General features: G+C 61.5%; 22 protein-coding genes and 1 tRNA gene. 12 read left to right on the plus strand and 11 right to left on the minus strand.

The genetic code is table 11. The features are described 5' to 3' along the window. Positions 1–3: 3 nt before the first annotated feature. Together N3J91_02770 and N3J91_02775 are read right to left on the minus strand one after the other, a co-directional pair. Positions 4–1,494 (minus strand): ATP-binding protein, encoded by a 1,491-nt coding sequence (locus N3J91_02770; protein ID MCX8155373.1) that lies wholly within the window; start codon positions 1,492–1,494, stop codon positions 4–6. Positions 1,495–1,614: 120 nt separating this feature from the next. Next, positions 1,615–2,433, minus strand: coding sequence for a carbon-nitrogen hydrolase family protein (locus N3J91_02775; protein MCX8155374.1), 819 nt, complete (start codon positions 2,431–2,433; stop codon positions 1,615–1,617). A 63-nt stretch (positions 2,434–2,496) separates the two neighbouring features. On the opposite strand from N3J91_02775, the gene N3J91_02780 reads away from it, so the two are divergent. The 4 genes from N3J91_02780 (at position 2,497) to N3J91_02795 (ending at position 6,832) form a co-directional block, all read left to right on the plus strand. Next, positions 2,497–3,801: a hemolysin family protein gene (locus tag N3J91_02780; GenBank protein MCX8155375.1), complete on the plus strand. Its 1,305-nt coding sequence runs from the start codon at positions 2,497–2,499 to the stop codon at positions 3,799–3,801. Continuing rightward, the gene (locus tag N3J91_02785) at positions 3,798–4,808 is read left to right on the plus strand and encodes a CNNM domain-containing protein (protein ID MCX8155376.1); all 1,011 of its coding nucleotides are present in this window, start codon (positions 3,798–3,800) and stop codon (positions 4,806–4,808) included. Before N3J91_02780 ends, N3J91_02785 begins: the two co-directional genes overlap by 4 nt. A gap of 2 nt (positions 4,809–4,810) precedes the next feature. Next, on the plus strand, positions 4,811–6,148 hold the full coding sequence (locus N3J91_02790; GenBank protein MCX8155377.1) for a hemolysin family protein: 1,338 nt from the start codon (positions 4,811–4,813) through the stop codon (positions 6,146–6,148). Between the two features lie 99 nt (positions 6,149–6,247). Then, the gene (locus N3J91_02795) at positions 6,248–6,832 is read left to right on the plus strand and encodes a DUF1080 domain-containing protein (GenBank protein MCX8155378.1); all 585 of its coding nucleotides are present in this window, start codon (positions 6,248–6,250) and stop codon (positions 6,830–6,832) included. On the opposite strand, the gene N3J91_02800 is transcribed toward N3J91_02795, so the two are convergent. Further along, a complete protein-coding gene (locus tag N3J91_02800) occupies positions 6,819–7,193 on the minus strand; it encodes a YkgJ family cysteine cluster protein (protein MCX8155379.1) in 375 nt (124 codons plus the stop codon). The two genes, N3J91_02795 and N3J91_02800, sit on opposite strands and share 14 nt — an antisense overlap. A gap of 126 nt (positions 7,194–7,319) precedes the next feature. Here N3J91_02800 and N3J91_02805 point away from each other — a divergent pair. Continuing rightward, positions 7,320–7,397: transfer RNA gene (locus N3J91_02805), tRNA-His, on the plus strand. A 3-nt stretch (positions 7,398–7,400) separates the two neighbouring features. Here the strand turns inward: N3J91_02805 and N3J91_02810 are convergent. Continuing rightward, complete coding sequence (locus tag N3J91_02810; GenBank protein ID MCX8155380.1) at positions 7,401–8,594, minus strand: LamG domain-containing protein; 1,194 nt, start codon at positions 8,592–8,594, stop codon at positions 7,401–7,403. Positions 8,595–8,917: 323 nt separating this feature from the next. On the opposite strand from N3J91_02810, the gene N3J91_02815 reads away from it, so the two are divergent. Further along, positions 8,918–10,084: a hypothetical protein gene (locus tag N3J91_02815; GenBank protein ID MCX8155381.1), complete on the plus strand. Its 1,167-nt coding sequence runs from the start codon at positions 8,918–8,920 to the stop codon at positions 10,082–10,084. Positions 10,085–10,210: 126 nt separating this feature from the next. Here N3J91_02815 and N3J91_02820 read toward each other — a convergent pair whose 3' ends face one another. The 4 genes from N3J91_02820 to N3J91_02835 form a co-directional block, all read right to left on the minus strand. Further along, positions 10,211–11,632 (minus strand): right-handed parallel beta-helix repeat-containing protein, encoded by a 1,422-nt coding sequence (locus N3J91_02820; protein MCX8155382.1) that lies wholly within the window; start codon positions 11,630–11,632, stop codon positions 10,211–10,213. Positions 11,633–11,644: 12 nt separating this feature from the next. Further along, entirely contained in the window at positions 11,645–13,165 is a 1,521-nt protein-coding gene (locus N3J91_02825; GenBank protein ID MCX8155383.1) for a hypothetical protein, read from the minus strand. Between the two features lie 11 nt (positions 13,166–13,176). After that, on the minus strand, positions 13,177–13,968 hold the full coding sequence (locus N3J91_02830) for a ThuA domain-containing protein (GenBank protein ID MCX8155384.1): 792 nt from the start codon (positions 13,966–13,968) through the stop codon (positions 13,177–13,179). Positions 13,969–14,106: 138 nt separating this feature from the next. After that, positions 14,107–15,138, minus strand: coding sequence for a sugar phosphate isomerase/epimerase (locus N3J91_02835; GenBank protein ID MCX8155385.1), 1,032 nt, complete (start codon positions 15,136–15,138; stop codon positions 14,107–14,109). 179 nt (positions 15,139–15,317) lie between these two features. On the opposite strand from N3J91_02835, the gene N3J91_02840 reads away from it, so the two are divergent. From N3J91_02840 to N3J91_02855, 4 genes are all read left to right on the plus strand, one after another. Beyond that, positions 15,318–15,926: a hypothetical protein gene (locus N3J91_02840; GenBank protein MCX8155386.1), complete on the plus strand. Its 609-nt coding sequence runs from the start codon at positions 15,318–15,320 to the stop codon at positions 15,924–15,926. A gap of 47 nt (positions 15,927–15,973) precedes the next feature. Then, positions 15,974–16,351: a metallopeptidase family protein gene (locus N3J91_02845; GenBank protein MCX8155387.1), complete on the plus strand. Its 378-nt coding sequence runs from the start codon at positions 15,974–15,976 to the stop codon at positions 16,349–16,351. Positions 16,352–16,392: 41 nt separating this feature from the next. Beyond that, complete coding sequence (locus N3J91_02850; GenBank protein MCX8155388.1) at positions 16,393–18,558, plus strand: GH32 C-terminal domain-containing protein; 2,166 nt, start codon at positions 16,393–16,395, stop codon at positions 18,556–18,558. Between the two features lie 142 nt (positions 18,559–18,700). Beyond that, complete coding sequence (locus tag N3J91_02855) at positions 18,701–19,459, plus strand: ThuA domain-containing protein (protein ID MCX8155389.1); 759 nt, start codon at positions 18,701–18,703, stop codon at positions 19,457–19,459. Between the two features lie 43 nt (positions 19,460–19,502). Here the strand turns inward: N3J91_02855 and N3J91_02860 are convergent, their stop codons facing one another. From N3J91_02860 to N3J91_02870, 3 genes are all read right to left on the minus strand, one after another. Beyond that, positions 19,503–20,528, minus strand: coding sequence for an aminoglycoside phosphotransferase family protein (locus N3J91_02860; GenBank protein MCX8155390.1), 1,026 nt, complete (start codon positions 20,526–20,528; stop codon positions 19,503–19,505). Positions 20,529–20,657: 129 nt separating this feature from the next. Further along, entirely contained in the window at positions 20,658–21,761 is a 1,104-nt protein-coding gene (locus tag N3J91_02865) for an AAA family ATPase (protein ID MCX8155391.1), read from the minus strand. Positions 21,762–21,782: 21 nt separating this feature from the next. Beyond that, on the minus strand, positions 21,783–22,835 hold the full coding sequence (locus tag N3J91_02870; protein ID MCX8155392.1) for a phosphate acyltransferase: 1,053 nt from the start codon (positions 22,833–22,835) through the stop codon (positions 21,783–21,785). Positions 22,836–22,919: 84 nt separating this feature from the next. Here N3J91_02870 and N3J91_02875 point away from each other — a divergent pair, with 84 nt between their 5' ends. Together N3J91_02875 and N3J91_02880 are read left to right on the plus strand one after the other, a co-directional pair. After that, positions 22,920–23,714 carry a M48 family metallopeptidase gene (locus tag N3J91_02875; GenBank protein ID MCX8155393.1) on the plus strand — a complete coding sequence of 265 codons (795 nt, stop codon included), beginning with the start codon at positions 22,920–22,922 and terminating at the stop codon, positions 23,712–23,714. Further along, a partial coding sequence (locus tag N3J91_02880) for a PAS domain S-box protein (protein MCX8155394.1) occupies positions 23,711–24,996 on the plus strand: 1,286 nt, incomplete at its 3' end. The genes N3J91_02875 and N3J91_02880, both read left to right, overlap by 4 nt.

Below are 24,996 nucleotides of genomic sequence, written 5' to 3' on the forward strand. Positions count from 1 at the left end.
GCCTTAAAGCGAGAGCACGTGCCGCACCTTGGCCAGCAATTCCTTGCTGGTGAAGGGTTTTTGCAAATAAAACTCCTCGTCCTCCGTGGCCGGCCGCACAAAGCCGCTGGAGTAGATGATGCGCAAATCCGGGGAGATGCGGCGCAGGTGTTCGATCAGCTCCCGCCCGCCCATGCGCGGCATGACCAGGTCGGTAATGACCAGATCAATCTTTTCACTGGCGTTTTGTACAATCTCCAGGGCTTTCTCCCCGCAATTCGCGGTCAACACCCGATAACCAAAGGAGGAGAGCACCATTTGCGCCATCGTCAGCACCAGGTCCTCATCGTCCACCATCAAGATGGTCTCGTTGCCACGGAGGGCGGCTTTATCAATGAGGGTATCGCGAATGACCCGTTTGCTGGCCGGCAGATAGACGCGCACGGAGGTCCCTGCCCCGGGGGTGCTGGAGATGGCCACGCTGCCGCCATGATTGGTAATGATGCCATACACCCACGCCAGCCCCAGTCCCCGATGGCCCTTTTTGGTGGTGAAAAACGGCTCGAACACCCGCGGCAGCACCTCCGCGGGAATGCCCGGCCCGTCATCTTTCACTTCAATTACGAGGTAGGCGCCCGGCGACAGTTGCACGCCCTGGTCATGGGTGGCCTCGCGCAATTCCAGATTGCGGGTGCTCACGGTGATGGAGCCGCCATCCGGGGTGAGGGCCTGTACGGCATTTTCCAGAATCTTCACCAGCGCCTGCTGCATTTTTGCCTCGTCGTAGGTGGCGGTGAAGGGATGCGACTCGAATTCGGCCTTCCATTGAATGTTGGGGGCGGTGCCAGGCTTTTGGAATAACTCCATGGCCCGCCGGAGCAGCATGTTCAGGTTGCCCACCGTCTGGCTGCGGCTGTCTTTCTCCTGGCGGCTGAAGGCGGCCAAGTCATTGGCAATTTCCGAAGCTTTTTCCGCCGCCTTTTCCGCCTCCACCAGGCTGCCCCGCCAGGGATGCGCCGGATCCATCTGATCCAGAATGTGGCTGATGTGCACCAGGATGCTGGTCAGCGCATTGTTAAAATCCAACGCCACCGTGCGGGTCAATTGCAGGGCGCAATCCAGTTTCTGTTTGTGAGCCAGGGCCAAATCAGCAGCAGACTGGCTTTCGCGCTCTGGACGGCCGGCCGCGACTTCGGGGGGAAGCTGGAAGATGAAGTATTTTTGGCCGTCCCTGACGGTGTGACAAATGAGCACATTGAGCGTGGCCACACCGCCCCCGCGGATGCGCAAACGCAATTGGTTCTGCGAAGGAATACCCCGCTCCAGGCGGGCCAGGAATTGCTCGGCTGACAATTCATTGCCCGGACCCCAAATGGAAGAGAGGTAGGCCGATTCCAGCAGGCTGCCGAACAAGGCAGTGCACCCCTGGCTGGCACGGCGGATGACCCCCTGGGCATCCACCGCGAAGGCCGGCCAGGTGGCATTCTCTAATCCAAAATTAAGGTCCGCTTTCATGCGCCCTCGAGTTCAGCTTATCGGCAGATTTGGGTGGCGGCAAAAATTATTTTTCCTGCGCTCCTGCGGGAGTGGTTATAAGGCCGAAAAATGCTGACAACGCATCTTGTTGCCGCTGAATTACTTCGCCATGGAGGGGTCAAACCAGGGCCTTGGACGGGCGGCAACCCGGATTGTGGCTGTCAGCAGGGCTTCCGCTTCCACACCATAGGGGCCTTGCAATGCCACCTCCCCATCCGGCCGCACCAGCATGGAAGATCCAATACATTTTCGCCCGGCCCAAGGTCCGGCCGTAATGGGGCCGACGTTGCTTACGCCCGCGATCCACAAACCGAACTCCCTGGCGACAGGCCCGTAGCTTTCGCGCCAGAGACGTCCGTACGGCTCGCGCCGGGGATCATGATCCGCCGGCACTGCCCAGGCGCAGGGGCTGAGGATGACGTCCGCTCCCATCAACCCCAAAGCCCGGCTGAGCGCCAGCCCCGGGGCGAAGCCATCGGCGCAAATCATCAACCCAAGGCGCCCGAAAGGTGTCGGGGTCACCTGTAGCCGGTCGCCCAACCCGTATAGCTCATGGGCAATATCCAGCTCGTTGATTTTGCGATGATGCAACAGCACGCGGCCTTCTGGATGAACAAGGATGGCACTGTTGTACAGTTGATCACCAGCACGCTCCACCAGCCCTGCACAGACATAAAGGCCCAGTTCCCGGGCCATCCGGCATAAAAGCGCGCTGGTCTCCCCTTGGGGGATTTCCTCAGCGGCTTCTCTGGCTGCCGGATGAGTCCAACCCGTGGTGAAGGCCTCCGGCATAACGGCCATCTCGGCGCCCTGTCGGCGGGCTTCACGCAGCCAATGGCAGGCCCGGGCAAGGTTGCCGGCTTTGTCCCCCGGCATGACATGCATTTGAATCATGGCCAGGCGGAAAGTGGTGCTCATCTCCCTCATGGTGACGGGATGTCCTTCCCCGGGCAAGTCAATTGCCGGCCCCAGCCAGCAGGGATGAAGCCGCCAATTTTTCTTTTTCCCGGCTCGCTGGTGGGCGATAGTGGGGCCATGGTCTATGTGGTTTGCGTCACATTGCTGCTGTGCGCGGCCGCCAGTTTCTTTTTTGCCGCGGCGGAGGCGGCGCTGTTCAGCCTGGGCCGCTGGAGGGTGCGGCAGATGGCTGCGACGCAGCCGGAGCAGGGGCGGCTGATCGGCCGGCTGTTGGAGGCCCCGCAGGATTTGCTGGCGACCATGGCGCTGGGCAACACCTTGTGCAACGCTCTCATGGTGGCCCTGGTGGCTGGCTCGGGCGTGGAATGGCGGGCGCCCACCTGGCTGGCTTTGGCGGCCTTGCTGGTTCTTCTGCTCCTGGGCTGCGAACTGGTTCCCAAGACCTTGGCGGTGCGCGAGCCGGAAAGGTGGGCCTTGCGTGTGGCAACGCCGATGCACTGGCTCATGCGGGTGACGCGGCCTTTCCGGCAACTGGCCCGCTGGCTCAACCGCGGCATTCTGGCCGCCGCCGCCCGGCGCTCGATTGTGCCCACCGCCGGCATCACCGATGAGGAATATCGGGAGCTGGTGGAAATGGCTTGCCAGCAAGGCACGCTGGGCGCGTCGGAAAAGGAAATCATTCTGCAAATCATCGGCCTCGACCGGCGCACCGTGGGAGAGGTGATGAAGCCACGCAGCCGCATGGCGGCCATTTCGGATGACGCCACGCGCGAGGAGATGCTCGAGGCGGCCCGGCGGCATCGCCATCAGCGCCTGCCGATTTACGATGAATCACCCGATACCATTGTCGGCATTTTGAACACCCGCACCCTGCTCCTCAATCCCGACGTGGATTTGGCGGAGGCGGTTGAGTTTCCCTCGTTCGTGCCGGCGAGCATGAATTTGCTGCATCTTTTCAAAAGCCTGCAACGCCAGCGCCGCGGGCTGGCCATTGTGCTGGATGAATTCGGCGGCACGGCGGGCATCGTGACGATGGAGGATATCCTGGAGGCCATTGTGGGCGACTTGCGCAATGAGGGGGAGGCAACCGGATTTGTCATGGAAAAACTGGGGCCGCATCGCTGGCGGGTCAATGGCACGATGCGGCTGGAGGATTTTCAACGGGAATGCCCTGAATTGGGCGATTATCCGGGTGTGGAAACGCTGGGGGGGCTGGTAGTGGCCTTGCGTGAAGTGGTGCCCGCGGTGGGGGAAATCGTGGAGTACCACGGTCTCCGGTTGACTGTCACGGCGGCCGATGAGCGGCGCGTGCGCGAGCTGCTCATCGAGCGGTTGCACCCCAACCGGGGGAAAGGAGGCCAGTCATGAGCACCGGTGCCTTGCTGGCTTTGCTGGCCCTGACGCTGGCGGCCTCATTTCTGTTCTCCGGCATGGAGGCGGGCGTGCTGGGATTGAACCGCCTTCGGCTGCGGCAGCTCCAGCGCCAGGGCAACCGCCGGGCCCAATGGTTGCAGGCATGGCTGGAGCAGCCGGAACCATTTTTGTGGACGATCCTGGTTGGCAATACGCTGGCCAATTTCGGCGCCGCGGTGTTGTGGGTGCTTCTGTGGCAACGCGGCCTGGCCGGCCTCGACTGGCCGCCGCTGGCGCGGCAAATCCTCTTCTGGCTGGGGTTCCTGGCGGGGGTGTTTGTGTTCTTTTATGGTTTGTGCGATCTCCTGCCCAAGGTCATGTTCCGGCTGTTCCCCACGCGGTTGTGCCTGCTGCTGGCGCCCCTCTTCAATGTCGCCCGCGGCCTGCTGGCACCTCTGGTCAAGCTGGTGACCTGGCTGGCCGAAGGGCTGGCCCAACGTTCCGGCGGCCGCCGGTTCACAGGACGGCTGTTTGCCAGCCGGGATGAATTGCGGTACTTCGTGGAGGAACACGCCAGCAGCCTGACCACCGAAGAACGCGCCATGATCCAACGGGTCCTGGATCTGCAAAACCGCCGGGTACGGCAACTGGCCATTCCCCTCAGCGAGGCCGTCACCACCGAGGCGCAGGTCCCCTTGCGCGAAGCGTTGCATCAGTGTCGCGAGCATGGCGTGTCCCGGTTGCCGGTCTGGCAGGGGGAGGGGCAGGCGCGCCGTGTGGCCGGTATCTTGAGTTTGCGGGCGGTGTTGTACCGCTCCGATCTCAACCCGGATAAACCGGTGAAGGATTACCTGCGCCCGGCCATGTATCTGGATGAGGACCTTTCCCTGGAGGCCGCGCTGGGCCGCATGCAACGCGCCGGCGAGCGCGTGGCCATTGTGCTGGACGCCCGGCAGCGGGAGGTGGGCGTGATTTTCCTGCAGGATATTCTGCGCGCCATTTTTGGCGAGGTGCAATTGTAACCATGCCCGGCGTTGAAACCATTTTCGATTACGGCTGGCGCATCCTGGCGGTGCTGGTGCTGGTGTTTCTTAATGGCTTTTTCGTGGCGGCGGAGTTTGCGCTGGTCAAGGTCAGGGATACCCAACTGGATGCCTTGATCAAACGTGGCCAGCGGCGCGCCTTGAGCGTGCGGCAGGTGATCAGACGGCTGGACGCCTCCCTGAGCGCGTGTCAACTGGGCATCACCCTGACCTCCCTGGGGCTGGGATGGATTGGGGAGCCGGTATTCACGCGGTTGTTGATGCCGCTGCTGGATTTTTTCAACGTCACTGAACACTGGCGGCACTGGATCAGCTTCATGGTGGGATTTACCGCCATCACCTTTTTGCACATCACCGCCGGCGAACAGGCGCCCAAATGGCTGGCCATCCAAAAGCCCCTGCCGGTTTCCTTATGGGTGGCCGGGCCGTTGCAATGGTTTCACCGCCTGTCCTATCCCTTCATTTGGGCGCTCAATCATGCCTCCCAATGGATGCTGCGTCAGGCCGGATTGCAGCCGGTGGCGGAGGGCGATCAGGCCCATTCGGATGAAGAGCTGCGGCTGCTGCTCGCCACCGGCCATCGGCGGGTGGATTTCAGCCGGGAGATTGTGCTGAACGCCTTTGATCTCAAACGCCGCGTGGCCCGTGAGGTGATGCGGCCGCGCCAGCAAATTGTGACGCTGGACATCCATGCCACCATTGCCGAGTGTCTGGAGGTGGTGGAAAAAACGCGTTATTCGCGTTTCCCCCTGTGTGAGGACGGCGAGGTGGACAAAACGCTGGGCGTTTTGCACATCAAGGACCTTTACGCAGCACGCAAACTCGCCGCTACCGGCAAGGACCTGCTGAAGTTCGCGCGTAAAATGCTTTACGTGCCACCCACGGCGCGGTTGGAAGGGTTGTTGCACACTTTTTTGGAGCGAAAATGTCACATGGCACTGGTGGTGGATGAATACGGGGGCGTGCTGGGGCTGATCACGCTGGAGAATATCTTGGAAGAGCTGGTAGGCCAGATTCAGGATGAGTACGACCAGGAAAAACCACTGGTCTTGCAAAAGGCGGAAAATGTCTGGGTGGTGGATGGCGCCCTGCCGTTGCATGAGCTCTCTGAACTGGCTGGCGAGCCGCTCACCGGCGAAGGCATTGCCACCGCCAGCGGCTGGATCACACAGCGACTGGGGGGATTTCCCCAAGCCGGCGATTCCATCACCCTTTCGCAGTGCGAAATTACCGTGACCCAGATGGACGGCATGCGCGTGGCGGCCTTTCAGCTCATACGCCGTCCACCGTCCTCCCCGGAAGAGTCTTCCCCGGCTTGAAAACGGGTGGGGGCCTTCATTTGTGCAAGGCGGGGATTCCTGCTTGGGCCATGGCGGCGCTTGACGAAGCCGGGCAAATCCAACTTAATCAGGCCTTGTATGAAACACACCACGTTGCAACGGCATTTTTGGGCGTTAAGCATTATCCTGGGGCTTACCGCGTACAGCACCCAGGCGGCCAGCGGCCAATGGGTCAATCTCTTCAATGGCAAGGATTTGACGGGATGGATTCCCGTGCATGACGTCAAACCGGAAGTGGTGGAGGGCAACCTGCAAATTCACAAGGGCATGGGCTGGCTGCGCCTGGAAAAGCAGTACAAGGATTTCATCCTGGAGTTTGAGTGGCGCGCTTATGAGGAAGACTACGACAGCGGCATTTACATGCGCGCGCCGCTGGACGGCAAGCCGTGGCCGGATGCCGGTTTCCAGGTCAACTTGCGTTACAATGCCCTGGGCGCCCTGGTCAAAAACCGCAAAACCATCGTTCCCGCCGAAACCCCTAAGCTGCCCATCAATAAATGGCACAAGATGCGCATCGAGGTGCGCGGCAACAAGGCCAAACTGTTCATCAATGACGAGCCCAACTGGGAAACGGATCTGATTGACCGCCCCGAAGGCTACATCGGCATCCAGATTGAGGACAAGAAGTTCGATTTCCGCAACATCCGCATCATGGAGCTTTAAGGGGGCCTGCCGTGGGGGCGGCGGTGATGGGCGGGGCGCCCTGCCAGACCGGTTTGGCCTGACAACGCCGCATCAACTCCGGTCCTGCCTGCCAGCCGTTGGGGAAATCGCGGCATTGACGGGGCTTTACCGGGTGGACCACGCAATCCTTGCCTTTCAAGAAAACACACGCTCCGCCCGCCTCCTCCGTCAGGGCCAGGCCGCGGCGGTCCTGGCGCAGGCGGGTGAACTGCCCGATGAACGCCGCCTCGGTGAGGGATAAAAAGGCCGCCATGGCACGGATTTCCTCCTCCGACACTTTGACCTCGCCCGGCCATTGGCAGCAGGCGGCGCATCGCTGGCATTCCCAAAAAATGCCCATGGCTTCAACATGCCAGAACGGCAGGCGAAAGCCAAATCCCGACCCGGGCGGCGCGGCAGGCAGGTTGAAATTGACGGCTTGACGGGGCGGGGGGGCCGCGCCTAAATTGCTGCCGAGCTTTGGGTGGTGATAGTAGCTCAGCCTGGTTAGAGCCCCAGATTGTGGATCTGGTTGTCGCGGGTTCAAATCCCGTCTATCACCCCATTTTCATTTCCACCCCGCCGGCAACGGGATCGGCGCGCGCAGGGCCGCCAGCCGTTGCAACTCGGCTTCGGTCAAGGCCCGGTTGAACACGGCCACGCCGCCAATCCATCCCGTAAAGCCCACGCCGCGCGAGCTGTGGATGACCCGCCCAATGGTGAAGGGGCCGCCGCTGCCGTCGTTTTTGGGGGTGTAAATGTCATGCGGAAACCACCACGGATTCAGGCGCAGAGCGGTCAGATCGCGTTGGGTTTCCTGCCAAAGCCCCCCCGCGGCCCGGCGCAGGGTCACCTGCACCCGGGTGTAACGGTATTCGCGCAGCTCGATGCGTTCCTCCGGCGTTTCAGACAAAATCTTCACCCAGACCGGCGTGTCTTCGGGCGGGTTGTAGTATTGGTCTTTGGGGAAGGTGGAGTCTTCTTCCGGTTCCTTTTCCGGGGTGCGGGCGTAATGTCCCTGCAGGTAGGCCTCGTAGGCGGAAACGAGCAGACGGTCCTTTTTCGGATTTTCCAGCCAGCGGTCGCCGGCCCTGCCATTCAACCATCCAGTGATTTCATTTTTCTCGTTGTCAAAGGTCATGGCAAAACACTGCCAGGCGGCGTCCAGAACATCCGGGGGAGAATCACCGGGCACAGCCGGTGAGCGCTCGGCCGAGTTGCACTTGTGCAGCGCGTATTTATTGCGAAATGAGCTGGCGCCGTTTTCGGAGACATGACCGCAGGCGCTGCCCTCCACGTTCAAGCCGGCGAAAAGGCCGTATTGGCGCTGGCCTCGCTGCACTTTTTGGATGGTGGCTGTTTCCGGCTGTTTGAGGTCTGTGCCTTCATGCCAGATACCGGCCAGCGCATGATTGCCGCTTTCCCGAATCGCCCACACCACCACGCTGACGGATTTACCGGGACCTTTGATGTCCAGGGACGAATCATGGAGGCGTGCGCGTGGCACAAAAAGAAACGGCCGGAAATTCGGGTCTGTTTCTTTGACGATGCGAATGGCGTTGCCAAAGGGGCCGCGGCCCAGAAGGGGAAAGTCAGCATAAGTGGCCTCGCGTCCCTGGCCCCAAAACTCTTTGACGTAGTTGGCGGCATCCAGGGGGAAATGGTTGGTGGCGCCGGGGGGCACGTGAGCGATAAACCGTCCCTGGCCGTTGGTTTCGCGCTTCACAAAATCCCAGAACGCGACGCAGCCGGGGATGCTCATGACCACGGCCACGCGCTGGGGTTGGGAACTCGGAGGGGGTGGCCATTCAGCGGCTCGTACCACCAGCCCCTGAAGAGTGCAGAAAAGCCAAAGGCATACAGCCGCCACAGCTCTGGATGCTTGTTGTTGATGCATATCAAATCATGGCAACAAGTTGAGTGCCTGCTTCCTGTTGCGCCTCCATTTTTTTCATCCCATGCACCGGGACAAGCACGAAAAGAAAGAGACTCGGCTGCGCGACGGCCTTCCGGTGGCGACTGGCTGGGACCTCCGCTGGCAGGTGAGGCTTGCGCCGAATCTTTGGGTTTGAGAGTCTCACAGGCATGAAAAGCCCCAAATTCCCTGTCCGCCTTCTTTGCTGGATCAGCCTGGTTTTGTGGTGGTTTGCCCACCCTTGGGACGCAGCTTCGGCAGCCGGCCCCAAGAAAGTGCCTGTGATCGTGGTGACTGACCTTTATCATCCGCCTCAGGATGTGGGCGACAATTTCGATCTGATAGCCGCGTATGCCCTGCCGGAGGTGGACTTGCGCGCGGTGATTCTGGATGTCACGGAGGGTTTTCGCAAACCCGTGGCGGACGTGCCGGGGATGTATCCTGACCGAAATGGACCGCGCGATCCGGGTTTCATCTCAGTCCTTCAGCTTAATTTTATTTTCAATCGCCACATTCCTTGCGCCGCAGGTCCCTTCACCATGATGAAGACACCGGCAGATAAAATGGAAGCCGTGCCGGCGTTTCAGCAGCAAGGCATTGAGCTGATTCTCAAAACTCTGCGCGAAAGCGATGAACCCATCGAAATGGCGTCCTTTGGCTCGGCGCGTCCCATTGCGGCAGCCTACAATCGTCAACCCGAACTTTTCCGCCGCAAGTTGCGCCGGCTTCACCTCTCTGCCGGGGCTTCCGAAGCCGGGGTGGAGGAATGGAATGTGCAACTGGATCGGCAGGCCGTGGTCTGTCTCTTGCGTTCCAAACTGCCCGTGGCCATCTACCCGTGCTCGGGCGGCAAGGATGGTTATTCCTCGCACAACAGTTATTGGAAACTGCCGAACTTGAATTTCATCGAACAGATGGATCCGGCGCTCAAGGCCTATCTGGCTTATGCTTTTGGCAGGCTGCATCGCGCGGATTTTCTCCGCGCCGTGCAAGCGGAGGTGCCGGCAACCTGGCGGCCCGAGCAACTGGCGCAGCCGCACAATGTATGGGAGACCGCCGTTTGGCTGAATATTGCCCGGCGCAAACTGGTGCGACGCGAGGGCGCATGGCGCATCGTGCCGGCGTCCGAGGTGCAACCCCACGATACGGTGTTGCCCAACGAGCTGCGGCCATGCCATCTGCAAGTCAAAGATAATGGGGAGTTCAGTTTTGAGATCACTTCAAAGTCTTCCAATTTTTCGATTTATGATCGCGGGGATCCCAGGCTGAATGAAACGGCGCTTCGTGAAGCTCTCCCTGCGCTTTACTTGTCGTTCAAACCCTCGAAGGCCGATTAGACCACCTTTCGCAGGAAAAGCAGCAGACCGGGACCGCGGACACAGGAAAAACGAGCATCAGCGGGCGCGGCATCAGGGGCGATGGGGCATGCCTGCGTGCGCAAAAATCCTTATCCGTGGCTGCGGTTATTGGCGCGGTGGGGGGGTGGCCTTGCGCACGTCCCAGCCGTTGACGAGATATTCGCCATGGACGCCGCATTCAAATTGCAGCGGTTTTTCCAAACCTTGGATTTTTCCCGTCTGGGGATTGGCAAGGCGGGGGGCATCGGACACGTTGATCAGGCGGTTGTTCTCGATCACGGCGCCATAACTGGGCTCGTTGCGCAGCAGCGGGCGGGGCTGGCCGATGCACTCGATGAGGTTGTCGCGAATAACGATGGTTTTGAAGTCGGACTCTGGATTGAAGCCAAACAAGCCCTCCTTGCGCGGGGTGGTAGTGGTGCGAGCAATGATATGGTTGTTGCGGACTTCGAGCCGGGCATAAGGCTCGTTCATCCAGATCACGCCCCGCCCGGGGTTGCTGATCAAGTTGTTGTGAAAGAGCGCCGGGCCTTTGGCGGCAACTTGGCCAAAAGCGGAGATGAGGTTGCCGTGGTCCTTTTGAGGATCGAAATCGAAGAGGTTGTGGCTGATTTCCACCCCGTTGCGCACAAATTCGATGGAATAGCTGTCGCGCATCCAGTTGTGATGAATGTAGAAGGTGCGTCCGCTGGCTGGCACCGGCCCGCCGGCATATTTGGGAATGGAAATGGTGCCGTGGCAGACATTGTGGTCAATTTCCACGTCTTCATCGTTTTCAAACGGAAACTCCAGGGAAAAATTGACCTCGATGGTGTTGTGATGGATGCGGCAGCGCCTGGCCTGCCGGACTTTGACGCCGTAATATTCATCGGCGCTGCCCATCTGGGTGCGGAGAAAACGATTGTGAGCGATTTCGTTGTCGGCCATCCAGACCGCAAATATTCCGCCCCCCGTGATGCCGCCCTTGATGCCCGGCTCGCCGCGGTTCCAACGTCCGCCGGCGTCAATGAACTCGCAATCGTGAATCCTGGAATGACGCAACAGGAACGTGCGGATGCCCGACCAAAGCGTGTCCTGAATGCGCAGATGGTGAAGGTGGATGTGCTGGTTGTCCCAGCCATAGATGGCCCCGTGCAACTGCGGGCCGCGGAGGGTCAGATCGGAGAGGGTGATGTTGGTGGCTTTGTCCCGCAGACGGATCAGATAGGCCGTGGTGTCCAGACCGACATTGGTCATCTCCGGATCGGGCAGGGTCTTGGTGGACGGTTTCCAGGAAGCGACATGAGTAAGCACCGTGCTTTCCCGTCCGGCTCCTTTAAGCGTTACGCCTGATTTCAGCTCGAGCGGCGCTTCCAAGGCAAACGTGCCGGCCGCAATCTGAATCGTGTCCCCGGCTTGGGCCTTTTGCACCGCCTCCATCAGGGCGGAGACCGTTGCCACCGGGCCTGCTGCGAAGGCGGAGCAGACGAACATCGTTGTAATAGAAATCAAAAACGCGAAGCCTTTGGCGCATCGGTGCAAGCGCATGATGAAGGCAAATCAGTTTATGGATGCAAGTTTGACTTCCACGCCCCAGTCGCCGTCCTCCAACCGGCGTCCCGGGCGTCCGCCTTCGTCCTTGTTATTCCATCCCCAACCATAGACACGGTAGGCGTCCTCGGATTCTTTGCGCCAGCTCAAGGGCTTGCCCGAAAGACAATCAATCGGCAGGGCAGGCAGGAATTGGGGGACAAGCTCTTGCAACTGGTTGGGCAGGCGTCCCCGGGCCAGGCGATGGCGCTCTAAGGCGCAGGCCACCAGCAGTGAATCGCCCAAGACCTGCCAGCGGGCCACCTTGACGGCGCCATTGTAGAGTGCGGGCATGAGTTGGCGGATTTCCAGGCCGTAGGGGTTGCCCGTTTCGTCTCCAGCGGACACATTTAATGCCTGCAGCCGATCCCGGTCCATGCGCCGGGCCGGTACGTTCTCCGCCGGTAAAACCTTCTCCTGGTAGAAGTGGACCAACTCCACCAGGTTACGGTAGTAAAGTCCGCGGGGCAGCAGTTTCATGGCCCGGCGGCCGGCGGTGGTCAGTTCTGATTCGTCGGGTTGTGCATGGACTTGTCCCCGGCTCAGCAGGTCGGTTTGATGCACGGCAAAGTTGCGCTCGCCGCGCAGAACGGCGGCAAACTCCTTCAGATATTCGCGCCGGCCCAAATATTGCGTCAGCCAGGTCAGTTGGGCGTCGTTCCACCGGCGTTGGCGCAATCCTTCCAGGACGGCATCCACCAGAAGCTGATCGGTGGCAAGGCGCACCAGCAGGGAAACCAGCAAAGGATCCGACTGAAGGGTGTCGCTGACAAAGTAACCCAGTTGCAGCTCGGCGAAGGCCTGGTCCACCTGGCCCAGATGCAGGAGGGCCAGAATCCGCAGCTCAAGGGTGGCCACCAGACTGCGGCATCCCACCAGATGGGGATAATGCACAGCTCCGCCCAGCTCATAATGCAGCGGGTAACGGCAGGTGGGGCGCGATTTCATGGCCTCCTGCAAGGCCTGAATGTCCGCGTCGTAAATGCTCAAGGCGGTGCGCACTACTTGGGCCGGGGACGAGCCGGCGGGCGCCTGCGGAAAGGCGCGATGGCCGGTGTAATAGGCGGCCCAGCGCTCCAACAGTGTGCCTGCACCGTCGCTGCGCACCGGGCCGCTGGCGCCGCGCCGCCGCTCGGGATCTTCGGCGCCCGGCGCAAAGAACCAGCGCTGGGTGCCGTTGGTGATGCTGGCTGCTTCGGGCGTAAACCACCGGGCAATGAGGGGATGCCGGGCAAAGTTTTTTTCCTCCGGCACGGCCGCGGGAGCCAGAGCCTGCACGTCAAGTTTCTCTCCCTGGGCTTCAAGCTGCGCCTTGTACCCCTGCCAGTGGCGCCAACTGCGCCAGCTTTCCCATTGCAGATAGAGATACCAGCCGGCCACTACCAAAATTACCAGGCCGGTGAACCCCAGGAGCAGCTTGAACCACAAGGGGCGTTTTCCTTTGGCCGGGCCCGGGGAGGCGGGCGGGGGTGATGCAGGTGTTTCGCTCATAACCAATGGATCTAACGCACGGCGGGCAGCCCGGCTGCCCAGGCACATCCACGACGCAAAAGCTCGCCCACGGCCACCTGGTTGGTGTAGGCCTGCGCATCATGCCCCAGCACGGTGTGGAAGACGCGGCCGCGGCCTGGCTCGAGGATAAACGCCATGGGGTAGTATTGCTGGTCCACTTTCGAGCGCGCATGTGCCAGCACACGAATGGGAGGGTTGCCGGTCAAACAGGTGTACAACTCGTCCACGGTCTCAAACGCCTGCAGGCCGCGGGTGATGGGATGGGTGGGATCAGCGATCTCCACGGTGAATTTTCCATGCGGGTCATGCTGGCGTCCGCCGTCCGGTCCGAACCAGACCCGTCCGGCGAGGGTCACAAATTCGGGCCATTCGTTATACCAGGCGCCGCAGGCAAAATGAGTCATCATCATGCCTTTGCCGCCGGTCACGAAGCGCAGCAGGTTGGTGCGCGCCGCCGGGCTGGGGCCGTTGGTCTGCCAGTTTTGGAAATGGAGGAGCACCACGTCATACTGCGCCAGTTGGGGGGAGGCTAGGGCTTCGGGGGATTCCACAATGCACACCCCCAGGCGTGGGTCTTGTTCCAGGATTTTTTTCAGCACGGGAGCCGTTTGGCGCCAGAGATGGCCCGGATAATCCACGCCGGTGACCAGCAGGACTTTGGCGGCTTGGGGGGGCGGCTCCGGCAGGGTGATGGGGGCTGCCCCCAGCAGGGTGACGACACCGGCCATCCCCACAGCCAACCACCCGGCCCGGCGGAAGATGCCCCGGATTGGATTTTGCATGGCTTCATCAGACCGTGATGGGCGCTCCAAGTCAATCCTGAGTTCCACCGGCAGCGTACCAGCGGGGTACCGGAAAAGCAAAACCCCGTTTCCGGTTCAGGAAACGGGGTTGAAGGGCAATATCCGACAAGCCCGGCTTTAGGCGCCCATGCCGTCCTCGAACGAGCCGGCGGCGGCGGGCCAGCAAAGATGATCGCGCACGTAGGCGATGCCGTTGGCACTGGTGTAGTCCAGGTCTTTGTGCGCGCTCTCGGCCTCGACCACCAGCGGGGCGGTGGGGCGGTTCATGACCTTGCAATAACGGGAAGGATAGCCGATGTGGATGAGCAGCTCGGCGTAACGTTGCATGTTGATATCGCCGCTGGGCAAATCCACAAACTGCATGGCGCGGCACGGCCAGTTGCCGTTCATCATGCGCAGCGGCAGGCCGGGCCGGATGACAAAGTTTTTGATGTGGGCGGCGTACACCCGCGGCCCCACCTTGAGGAAGCGGGTCTCCCAGCTTTCCCCTTCCCAGCAGTGCGACGGGTCGGCATTGACGGCGAGGCATTTGTCGCCGTCGCAAATCTGCACCAGCATGTTGAAGTCATCGGCGCACATGGCGGCGGTGCCGGGATGGATTTCGTGGCAGAGGTAAATCCCCAGTTCGTTCGCGTGCTTGCGGATTTTGGCGGTCTTTTTCACAAACCGCTCCTGGCCTTCCTTGATGAGGTCATAGCCCGGCCCGGCCCAGAAGCCCCACGGATAACCGCTGGCCACTTCCCAACCAAAGGCCACCCCCCAGAAGGTGGGCAGGATTTTAACGCCCAGTTCGGCGGCCAAATCCATCAGCTTGAGCAGGTAGTTTTCCGCCCATTTTTCAATTTCCTGCGGGGACTTTTTGGCCACGTCCGCCGGAATGAAAGGACGAATGGACGGGCTGCCCGTCCAGGCGGTGGTGTGCACCCACAGGGGGCAGTGGCAGGAGATGCCGTCCAGCGTCATGCCGCGGGATTCAAAGGTTTCCTTGATTTCCTTGGCGGACATGAAGAGCTTGCCGCCCTGAAGCATGTAATTGGACGGCTGCGCGCCGGTGGCGCCGGAGGCCTTCGCGTAGTCCAGAAACTGGGCCAGGGTTTTTGCGCCGTGTTGGGCGCCCTCGATGCTGGGATGATAAACGGATTGAGCCATAAGTCTTATGTTTGCTGCGTTAATTGTGCCTGTTACTGATAACGGTTTGGCCGTCCCTTTGCCAAGCAAAAATGGCAGTAGGCGGGATTTTTATGCCTGGGGACGACCGGCGGCGGGCCTGCAAGGGGGGCTTGCCAGCAGAGGGGGAGGGGAGTATCGTTTTAGTGGTCAACAACCTTATGAAAGCCAACCGCCTCGCCAAGTATTTCGGTCCAAGTGTCCTGAGCCTGGCCCTGACCTGCGGGACGGCCAGCCCGTCGCCAGCGGCCACTGCTCCCGCTGCAAAACCCGCCCCCAATCCGGCGGCCGCCTGGGCCAAGGCCAAATTGGAGTTAAACGAGAACATTCGTGCCATCAACCAGATCATGGCCACGCCCGGGCTGCAACTGGTGGGCATGGACAACCTGGCGCGGCAGACGGGGGTGGCGGCCGATACGATCGAGGCCACACGGCGCAAGAGCGCCATGAGTTACGGGGACCTGGCCGCCGGCTTGTTGCTGGCCAAGGCCGCCAACGTGCCATTCGAGCAGATCAAGCAGGAGCGACGCGGCCGTAGTTGGGCCGATATTGCCGCAGCCCGGCGCATTGCGCTGGCCGGGGTTAATGAAAAGCTGGCCGCGGTCAAGCTGGCGGTGGATCAATTTGTGGCCAAACACCAGGAGGATGAAGCCAACCGCGCAATGGCCGAGGAGCGGCGCATGATGCGCTTGCACGGTGTGCCGCCTCCTCCCCCACCGCCGCCCCCACCGGCCGAGCTGCCTTCCCAGCCCCGGCCGCCGGAAAGATAACCTTTTTGCGACCGGGAGGGGATTCAGGGTTTTTAACGCTCGTGCTTATGCCCGAATGGGAATGGTTGGTGCAGGTGGCGGAAGCGGAGGTGCGCCGCACCCTAAAGGCCTTGCCAGCCGACCTGCGGCAGGCGGCGGCGGCGCTGCCGGTCAGTTATGAACCGATGCCCGCCGCAGCCCTTATTGAGGAAGGGTTGGATCCGGATACCCTGGGGTTGTTTGTGGGGGGAGATCATGACCAGGAGGAGCATACGGTGCTGCCGCCGCGCATCATTCTTTATTTGGAGAATATCTGGTTGATGGTGGAGGACGAGGACGGAGGCGAGCGGGAATACCGGCAGGAGGTTCGCACCACCCTGCTGCACGAGCTGGGGCATTATCTTGGCCTGGATGAAGAGGAATTGACCGAACGCGGCCTGGAATGACGGACTTGCCACCGCGGCGGGGAATGTGGTGTGGTGGAGGCATGCGCAATTTCATTTTGGCCTGTGGCGGCTGGTTTTTGGCGCTGGCGGGGGTGTTTGGCGCACCGGCCCCGGACATCTTGATCGCCGACTTCGAGGGCACCAATTATGGGGCATGGACGGTGATGGGCACCGCCTTTGGGCCGGGGCCGGCGGAGGGTACTCTGCCCAACCAGATGGCGGTGCGCGGGTATCAGGGCCGGCGATTGGTCAACAGTTTTTATGGCGGTGATGCCAGCACCGGCACCCTCACTTCACCTCCATTCAGAATCGAGCGTTCTTATGTGAAATTCCTCATCGGCGGAGGGGGCTTTGCCGGCGAAACCTGCATGAATCTGCTGGTGGACGGGAAGGTGGTGCGAACGGCCACCGGCCCGAACACGCGTCCGGGCGGCAGTGAGGAGTTGGATTGGCAAAGCTGGGAGGTGCGCGAGTTTTTGGGCCGCACGGGCAGGCTGGAGATCGTGGATCGCGCCACCGGCGGGTGGGGACACATTAATGTGGATCACATTGTGCTTAGTGAGACGCCTGCGCCGCAGTGGCGGGAAAACGTGCAGCGCACCATCATAGCCGAGAAACGGTATTTGCATTTGCCCGTGAAGAACGGCGCCCCCAAACGGTGGGTCAGCCTGCTGGTCGAGGGGCGGGTGGAGCGGGATTTTGACCTGGAATTGGCGGATGCGGCTCCGGACTGGTGGGCTTATGTGGAGTTGCGGCCGTTTGCCGGGAAGAGCGTGGTGGTGCAGGTGGATCGGCTGCGCGAGGATTCGCAGGCCCTGGCCTTGATGGAGCAGGGGGATGAACTTAAGGGGACGCATCCGCTGTATCGCGAGCCGTTGCGCCCGCAATTCCACTTTTCGGCGCGGCGCGGGTGGCTCAACGATCCGAATGGTCTGGTGTATTATGGGGGCGAGTATCACCTCTTTTTTCAACACAACCCTTACGGCTGGAATTGGGGCAACATGCACTGGGGCCACGCCATCAGCCGGGACCTGGTGCATTGGGAGGAAATGGGCGAGGCCTTGTATCCCGATGCCCTGGGCACCATGTATTCCGGCTCGGCGGTTGTGGATTACCGCAATGACGCGGGGTTGAACGCGCCCCAGGCCCCGGCCCTGCTGCTGTTTTACACCGCGGCAGGTGGGGAGAACCGCCTGTCACGCGGACGGCCCTACACGCAATGCCTGGCCTACAGCACGGACCGGGGCCGGACGTGGATTAAATACGAGCGCAACCCCATTCTGCCCAACCTGACGCCGGGCAATCGCGATCCCAAGGTGATTTGGCATGAGGCTTCGCGGCAGTGGATCATGACGCTTTACGTGGAGACCAACAAAGTGCACTCCATCTTTTTCTTCGGCTCCAAAAACCTGCGCGAATGGACTTACCTGAGCCGCACGGATGGCTTTTTTGAGTGCCCGGACTTTTTCCCGCTGACGGTGCCGGGGGAGCCAGGGCGTTCGCTGTGGCTGCTCACCGGGGCCAGCAGTGAGTACATGCTCGGCCAATTTGACGGCACCCGTTTCACAGCCGTGACTCCCAAGCTGCCCGGCCATCAGGGCCGGGATTTCTACGCCGCCCAGACGTACAGCGACATTCCCGCCAGCGACGGCCGACGCATTCAGATTGGCTGGCTGCGCGCCCCCTCGCCGGGCATGCCGTTTAACCAATGCATGAGCCTGCCGCTGGAATTGAGCCTGGCGGTCACTCCCGAGGGCCCGCGGCTCGCCATGTTGCCCGTGCGCGAGCTGGTCAGGCTGCGCGGGCAACCCGTCACTGCCGGCCCTGCTGAATTGGCAGCTGGCGCCACAAATCCGCTAAGCGCGGCACGGGGGGAATTATGGGAGGTGCGGGCGGAATTTGAGCCTGCTCCGGGAGCGATTTTCGAGCTTAAAGTGCGCGGGGCGGAGATTCTTTATGATGCGCAGCGGCAGGAATTGCGGGTAAATGGACATCGGGCCCGGGCACCGTTGCGCGAGGGGCAGCAGCGGCTGGCGATATACCTGGATCGCACCACGGTTGAGGTTTTTGCTTCGGATGGCCTGACGTATGTGCCCATGCCCTACATTGCCAGGGCGGAGGAGCAGGGAGTGGAGGCCAGGATGCAGAGAGGACGGGCGAAATTTTCCACGCTCACGGCCTGGCCGCTGCGTTCGATTTGGCCGTGAAGATTTGCTCATGAGCCTGGCTCAAGATTGGGCCCAGGGGGCATGGCCCTGGCAGGCGCATGTGGGTACCGGAAGGCGATGAAGGGGTGGGCGGGGTTATTTTTACTTCATCAGCATCAACGGATTGCAGTATAGTAACGCCATGAAACACCTGGCTGCCTGTTTGATGTTGGGTTGGATGCTATTGCCTGCTTTTGCCGCGCCTGTGTTGATTGTGGCGGATGAATTTCCTGCCATGCAGGAGCTGGCCCGGCAGCTCAAGGAGCAGGAAGGGTTGGACAGCCAGTTGGTCAAACAAACCGAGATGCCCGCCGATCTGAAGGCCTTTCAAGCGGTGGTGGTTTATATTCATGGCAAATTGCTGCCCGGGCCGGAGAAGGCCATGGTGGAATATACCCGGGCGGGGGGCAAGTTGGTGGCGTTGCACCATAGCATCAGCTCTGGCAAGCGCACCAACGAGCTGTGGTTTAGTTTTCTGGGGGTGGATCTACCCAAGGGGGAGGTCACGCAGGGGGGGTACCAATGGACGGAGGGGGTGACGCTGGACATTGTGAATCTGGCCACCAATCATTTTGTCACCTCCCATAAGGTGACCTACCCATCCACCGGCCGGTTTAATGATGCGGCGGGAAACAGCCGGACGCTGCCGTTGTTCACACTCCATGAGTCCGAGGTGTACCTGAATCACAAGCTGACGGGAGAGCGCACGCTCTTGCTGGGATTGCGTTATACGGATAAAAAGACCGGGCGGGAGTGGCATCAAACGCATGCCGGCTGGATTAAGCCGGCGGGCAAGGGCATGATTTACTATCTGATGCCCGGGCACAGTGTGCTGGAATTTCAGGATCCGGCCTACGTGCGCATAGTGCTCAACGCCATTATCCATCGGGCCGGTAGTTAATCTGTTGGCGCCCGGGCGCCGGTCTTTGGGTGAGGGTGGCAGGTTAGCCCCGCCACCATTGGGGGTGTGCAAGGTCGTGCAGGGCAGCATCGGCTGCCTGCCGGGTCTGCCGGCGGGCGGCGGCAGGGGGCGCAGGTTGGGGGGCCTGCAACAGGGGGGGGCAAATCTGCTGAAAGCGGCTAACAGGCAGCAACAGGGCTGTGCGTTGCAGGGTGGCGGATTCGGCGCCCAGCAGGCGCACAGCGGCGGGCACGAACGCCTCCCACAGGTTAAGGGGGAGGGGAAGTTCCCATTGGGAGAAGACGCCCGCCAGCCACCAGGCCGGGTCATCCCAACCAGCGCCATCGAAGTCAAAAAAAACCAAATGGCCGCTGCTGGTGCGCAGGGCTTGATGCAGTCCCCAGTCCGGCGCGGATAACATTCGGCTTTGAAGGGGGACCGTTTGTTCTGGGTTCAGGCCTGCCTTTTCGGCACGTTGCAGGACCACCTGCGAAACGAGCTGCCAGGCCGGCTCGAGGCGGGTTGTCAGCCCTTTGGCAAATTTGCCTATGGCAAGCCCTGATACTGTTTGCTGGACCAAACGGCCAACGGCCTCCAACCGCTCATGCAAACTGAAGCAGGCGCCGGCGGCGGGGGGGAAGGCCCGTCCCGCCGCGGCCGGCCGGGCACGGTTGAGGGCAGACAAAAAAGCCAGTAAATCAGCACAAAGGGGCGTTTGCAAATCATCACGGGTGAGGCGTACGCCATCCACCCACTTGAAGAGCGCGAAGCGCTCGCTGGCATGCCATAGTAGCGGCTCGGGCAGGCGTTGGGACGCAAAAGGTCTGAGCAACTCATAAAAGGCCTGCTCGGTAAGAAAACGTGCGGTGGCGCCCCGCTGCTGGCCATACCATTTCAGAGCAAAGTCGCCGGCGGAGCTGCGGACGTGGAAGACGCGATTTGGGAAGCCCGTTGGGAGCTCCTGGCAGAGACTGTCGGCCGGCAGACCGCTGCGCTGAAGCAGAGCGCGAAGCGGCGGCATTTCGCTCTTCGCGGTTGGAGGTTTTTGGGTGTGTAATTGTTTGCCCATCTTGCGCGGGCGTATTTTATCACATCCCGCCGGGCGTATGACAAGAGGGGGGCCGCAAGGATGGCGCACGGCCCTGGCAGGGGAGGTTGGCTCTGGCGGGAGAGGTGGACCGCAGCAGAGGAGGGATGCTCAAGCAGGCTCCAGGGCACGCAGGATTTTAGGCACATCCACATGCCGGCCAATCAGATCGCGAATGAGATTGATTTTTTCCCAGTCATCCGGGCGGGTTTTGACCACCAAATCATGGATTTTGGAGGTGACGGTGTAACTGTCCCCCTCAGCGAGCAGCACGGGGAAGGGCATCTGGCGGATGACCTCGCGAACGGTGAGATCGGGTTTGAACTCGTCCACCAGCACAATACCTGCCGCGCCAATGGGGGCACCGGCGTCCAGGGCGGCGGCGAGGGCCAGCAGAATATCCTCCCGATCGCCCGGGACAATGGCCAGGACGCCGGGTTGAAAGCAGCGCAACGCATGGTGGACACTCATGGCGCCGATGATGAGATCGTGCACCAGGGTCTGCATGGGGCGGCCTTCGTTGAGGAGCTTGGCGTTCAGCTCCTCCATGATGGTGGCAATGGAGGGGCGGGTGAGGATGGGCAGATGGGGCAGGACTCCAAGTAATTCCAGCCCTTTGCGGGCCAGGCCGCGGCGGGCGAAGTCGCTGATGTAATCGAGTTTTTCGGGCAGCACTTTGTTGATGATGACACCGATGATTTCGACGCCTTCCTTGTCAAACAGGGCCTTGTTGAGCGTGACTTCGTCAATGGGCTTGCCGATGCCGCCGCGGGACACAATGATGACCTTGGCGCCGAGGACGCGCGCCACCTGGGCGTTGGACAAATCAAACACGGCGCCCACGCCCGCGTGGCCGGAGCCTTCGCAGAGGACAAAATCTTTTTCCCAGGCCACGCGGTCAAAGGCGCGCTGGATTTTTTGCACCAGGGCATCGTTGTTGGCGCTTTCGAGGTAGCGCCGGGTAAAGTCCGGCTCCACGGCAATGGGGGACATGTCCACCAGGGGGCAGTTGAGCTTGTACACGCTGTCCATGAGGACGGTGTCCTCGTCAATTTTCTGCTCGGCGATTTCCACAAAACGCTGCCCCACCGGTTTGATGTAGCCGATGCGGGGATAGTAGCGTTGCAGGGCGGCCATGAGGCCGAGGCTGGTGGTGGTTTTGCCGTCGTTCTGGCGCGTGGCGGCAATGAAGACGCGCGGTGTGGTCCGATTCATGAGCATGAACTGCAGCAGGGCTTATTCACCGGGGATGTGGTCGCCTGCGTCAGGATAAAGGGATTTATAATCGATGGCCTGGACGCCCACGATCGCCGCCACCCCGAGAATGTCGTGGGCATTGGAGCCGCGGGAGACATCAGCCGCCGGCCGGTCCAGACCCAGCATGATCTGGCCGTAGGCGTTGGCCCGGGCGATGTGCTGGACGAATTTGCTGGCGATGTTGCCGGCGTTGAGGTCGGGGAAGATGAGCACGTTGGCGCGGCCGGCCACCTTGCTGTCGGGCAGTTTGCGCCGGGCGATGTCAGGCACCAGGGCGGTATCCGCCTGCAATTCGCCGTCGAAATCAGCGTCCAGGTGGTGCTCCTGCGCCTTGCGGATGGCGAGGGCGGTGGCGGCTTGCATTTTGCCCACCGAGGGATGCATGGCGCTGCCCTTGGTGGAGAAGGAGAGCATCGCCACGCGGGGGCGAACATTCAATAGTTTGTGGGCCAGTTGGGCGGTGGTCACGGCAATATCCGCCAGTTGCTCCACGGTCGGCTCGGGGATGACGCCACAGTCGGCCATGAACATGACGCCTTCCTCGCCGAAACGGGTGTCTTCCACCTCCATGATCATGCAGGAGGAGGCGGTGGTGAAGTGCGGGGCGACTTTGATAATTTGAAAGAGCGGGCGCAAGACGCTGCCGGTGATTTCATTGGTGCCGGAAACCAGCCCATCGGCCTGGTGCATGGCCACCATCATGGAGCCGAAATAATTGGGGTTGAGCAGGGCCGCCCGCGCTTCTTCAAACTTGATGCCCTTGGAGCGCCGCAAGGCCTCGAAGCGCCGGGCGAAATTATCCAGGTCCTCGCTGGTGGCGGGGTTGATGATGCGGATGCCCTCCAGATTAATGTTCAACTTTTCCGCGGCTTCCTTGATGGCGGTGCGGTCCCCCAAAAGGATGGGCGCCCCCAGCCGGAGGGAGCGGAACTGGCGTGCGGCTTGCAGCACGCGCGGCTCGGTGCCCTCCGGAAAAACAATCCGTTTGGGGTGCCGTTGCAGTTTTTCGATGAGACTGCCTATGAATCGCATGACGTTGTACTAACCAACCTGACGGATTGGCGCAAGCCACAAAGGCGGCTTGAGCCAGAAGTTGCTTTGTGCTTAGCTTAAGGCATGAAGATGTCACCGGTGAACAATCCAGCAGTCTGGCTGGCGCTGGCCATGGCCGGCTGGCTGGCCGGCTGCACGACGGTGGGGGAGACGGGCCGCCGCCAGTTGATGCTGCTCACGCCCGGGGAGGAAATGACCCTGGGGCTGACGAGTTTTGAAAAACTCAAAAAGGAGCTGCCCATCAGCCGGGATCCGGCGCTGAATGCCATGGTGCAGCGGGTGGGCCGGCGCATCGCCGCGGTGGCCCAACTTCCCAATGCCCAGTGGGAATTTGTGGTCTTTGAAAGCAAGGAGGCCAACGCCTTCTGCCTGCCGGGAGGCAAGATTGGCATTTACACGGGGATTCTGCCCATCACACAGAATGATGCCGGGCTCGCGGCGGTGATGGGACACGAAGTGGCGCATGCCACCGCCCGGCATGGCGCGGAGCGGGTGAGTGAAGCGGTGGCCCTGGAGGCGGCGGGCAAGGCCCTGGGGGCCTCGTTGTCCGGCAGTGATCCCAAAGTGCAGGCGGCGGCCATGACGGCTTATGGTTTGGGGGCCACGCTGGGGCGGACGTTGCCGCACAGCCGCAAGCAGGAGGAGGAGGCGGATTATATTGGCCTGAAATACATGGCGCGTGCCGGGTATGATCCGGAGGAGGCCATTCGCTTCTGGGAGAGGTTTGCCGCCTATAATCGCCAGCAGGGAGGCGGCGGCCCGCCGTGGTTTTTGCGCACCCATCCGCTGGACGAAAAGCGCATCGCCAAACTGCGCGAGTGGCTGCCGGAAGCCCGCGCGGAATACCGCCCGCAATGAGCATGTCTGCCTCCGCCTCGCCTGCCTCTGCCACCCCGCGGCCCTTGCGCGTGTTGGTGGTGGAGGACTCTGAATTCGACGCCCGCGTCATGCTCAACGAGCTGCGCATGGGGGGGTATGAGCCGCATTACAAACGCGTCGAAACCGCCGAGCAGATGCGCGCAGCCCTGACGGAGCAGACGTGGGATGTGGTGCTGGCGGATTATCATCTCCCCGAGTTCAGCGCCCCCAAGGCCCTGCAACTGCTCCACGAGCTGGGGCTGGATATTCCTTTTGTGGTGGTTTCCGGCGGCATCGGCGATGACATCGCTGTGGAGTGCATGCGCTCGGGGGCGCATGATTACCTGATGAAGGGGAATCTCGCGCGCCTGGCGCCGGCGGTGGAGCGCGAGCTGCGCGAAGCCAAGGTGCGGGCCGCCCGGGCCGAGGCCGAGCAGCAGATGCGCGAGAGCGAGCTGCGCTACCGTCTGCTGTGGGAGACATGCCCGGATGCCGTTTTGTTGATGGATGCCAACGGCTACATTCAGTTTGCCAATCCCGCGGTGGAGACGGTGTTTGGGTACAAGCCGGTGGAGTTGCTGGGGCGCAACGTCACGTTGCTGCAGCCGCCGGAGCTGCGCGAGGCCAATCCGCTGGCCTTTGTGGAATACGTGCGCAGCGGGCGCCGCCAAAGCGGGTGGATGGCGTGTGAGACGGTGGGGCTGCGCAAGGATGGCCGGCGGGTGATCATTGAAATCAGCGCCAGTGAAATGGTGTTGCAGGGCCAGCGGCGGTATGTGGGTTTCATTCGCGACATCACGGAGCGCAAAAAGGCCGAGGAGGCCCTGCGTGCCCGGGAGCAGGAAATGCAGGTGGCGCGTGAAATCCAGCGGCTGCTTTTTCCCGCCAGCGCCCCGCAATTGGAGGGATTTGACATCAGCGGCGCCTCGTTTCCCGCGGATGCCGCCTGCGGCGATTATTTCGATTATCTGCCCATGCCTTCAGGCCGGTGGGGGCTGGTGGTGGCGGACATCACCGGTCATGGCGTCGGGCCTGCGCTGCTCATGGCGGAAACCCGGGCCTACCTGCGATTACTGACCCGGAATCGGGAAAAGGTGGAAGAAATATTATCACTGGCCAACCGAACGTTGGTCGAAGACGTGGGCAACGAGCGTTTTGTGACGCTGGTTTTGGCGCAACTGGATCCGCAGGCGCGCACGCTGGTTTATGGCAGCGCCGGTCATCCGGCGGGTTATGTGGTGGACGCGGCCGGGCAGTTGAAAGCCACGCTGCGCAGCACCGG

The sequence above is a fragment of the Verrucomicrobiia bacterium genome (genome assembly GCA_026414565.1).
GTDB lineage: Bacteria > Verrucomicrobiota > Verrucomicrobiia > Limisphaerales > Fontisphaeraceae > Fontisphaera.

Coding starts and splice junctions, on each gene's coding strand:
- N3J91_02770 (MCX8155373.1), bottom strand. CDS start 1,494: ATGAAAGCGGACCTTAATTTTGGATTAGAGAATGCCACCTGGCCGGCC.
- N3J91_02775 (MCX8155374.1), bottom strand. CDS start 2,433: ATGAGCACCACTTTCCGCCTGGCCATGATTCAAATGCATGTCATGCCG.
- N3J91_02780 (MCX8155375.1), top strand. CDS start 2,497: ATGAAGCCGCCAATTTTTCTTTTTCCCGGCTCGCTGGTGGGCGATAGT.
- N3J91_02785 (MCX8155376.1), top strand. CDS start 3,798: ATGAGCACCGGTGCCTTGCTGGCTTTGCTGGCCCTGACGCTGGCGGCC.
- N3J91_02790 (MCX8155377.1), top strand. CDS start 4,811: ATGCCCGGCGTTGAAACCATTTTCGATTACGGCTGGCGCATCCTGGCG.
- N3J91_02795 (MCX8155378.1), top strand. CDS start 6,248: ATGAAACACACCACGTTGCAACGGCATTTTTGGGCGTTAAGCATTATC.
- N3J91_02800 (MCX8155379.1), bottom strand. CDS start 7,193: ATGGGCATTTTTTGGGAATGCCAGCGATGCGCCGCCTGCTGCCAATGG.
- N3J91_02810 (MCX8155380.1), bottom strand. CDS start 8,594: ATGAGCATCCCCGGCTGCGTCGCGTTCTGGGATTTTGTGAAGCGCGAA.
- N3J91_02815 (MCX8155381.1), top strand. CDS start 8,918: ATGAAAAGCCCCAAATTCCCTGTCCGCCTTCTTTGCTGGATCAGCCTG.
- N3J91_02820 (MCX8155382.1), bottom strand. CDS start 11,632: ATGCGCTTGCACCGATGCGCCAAAGGCTTCGCGTTTTTGATTTCTATT.
- N3J91_02825 (MCX8155383.1), bottom strand. CDS start 13,165: ATGAGCGAAACACCTGCATCACCCCCGCCCGCCTCCCCGGGCCCGGCC.
- N3J91_02830 (MCX8155384.1), bottom strand. CDS start 13,968: ATGCAAAATCCAATCCGGGGCATCTTCCGCCGGGCCGGGTGGTTGGCT.
- N3J91_02835 (MCX8155385.1), bottom strand. CDS start 15,138: ATGGCTCAATCCGTTTATCATCCCAGCATCGAGGGCGCCCAACACGGC.
- N3J91_02840 (MCX8155386.1), top strand. CDS start 15,318: ATGAAAGCCAACCGCCTCGCCAAGTATTTCGGTCCAAGTGTCCTGAGC.
- N3J91_02845 (MCX8155387.1), top strand. CDS start 15,974: ATGCCCGAATGGGAATGGTTGGTGCAGGTGGCGGAAGCGGAGGTGCGC.
- N3J91_02850 (MCX8155388.1), top strand. CDS start 16,393: ATGCGCAATTTCATTTTGGCCTGTGGCGGCTGGTTTTTGGCGCTGGCG.
- N3J91_02855 (MCX8155389.1), top strand. CDS start 18,701: ATGAAACACCTGGCTGCCTGTTTGATGTTGGGTTGGATGCTATTGCCT.
- N3J91_02860 (MCX8155390.1), bottom strand. CDS start 20,528: ATGGGCAAACAATTACACACCCAAAAACCTCCAACCGCGAAGAGCGAA.
- N3J91_02865 (MCX8155391.1), bottom strand. CDS start 21,761: ATGAATCGGACCACACCGCGCGTCTTCATTGCCGCCACGCGCCAGAAC.
- N3J91_02870 (MCX8155392.1), bottom strand. CDS start 22,835: ATGCGATTCATAGGCAGTCTCATCGAAAAACTGCAACGGCACCCCAAA.
- N3J91_02875 (MCX8155393.1), top strand. CDS start 22,920: ATGAAGATGTCACCGGTGAACAATCCAGCAGTCTGGCTGGCGCTGGCC.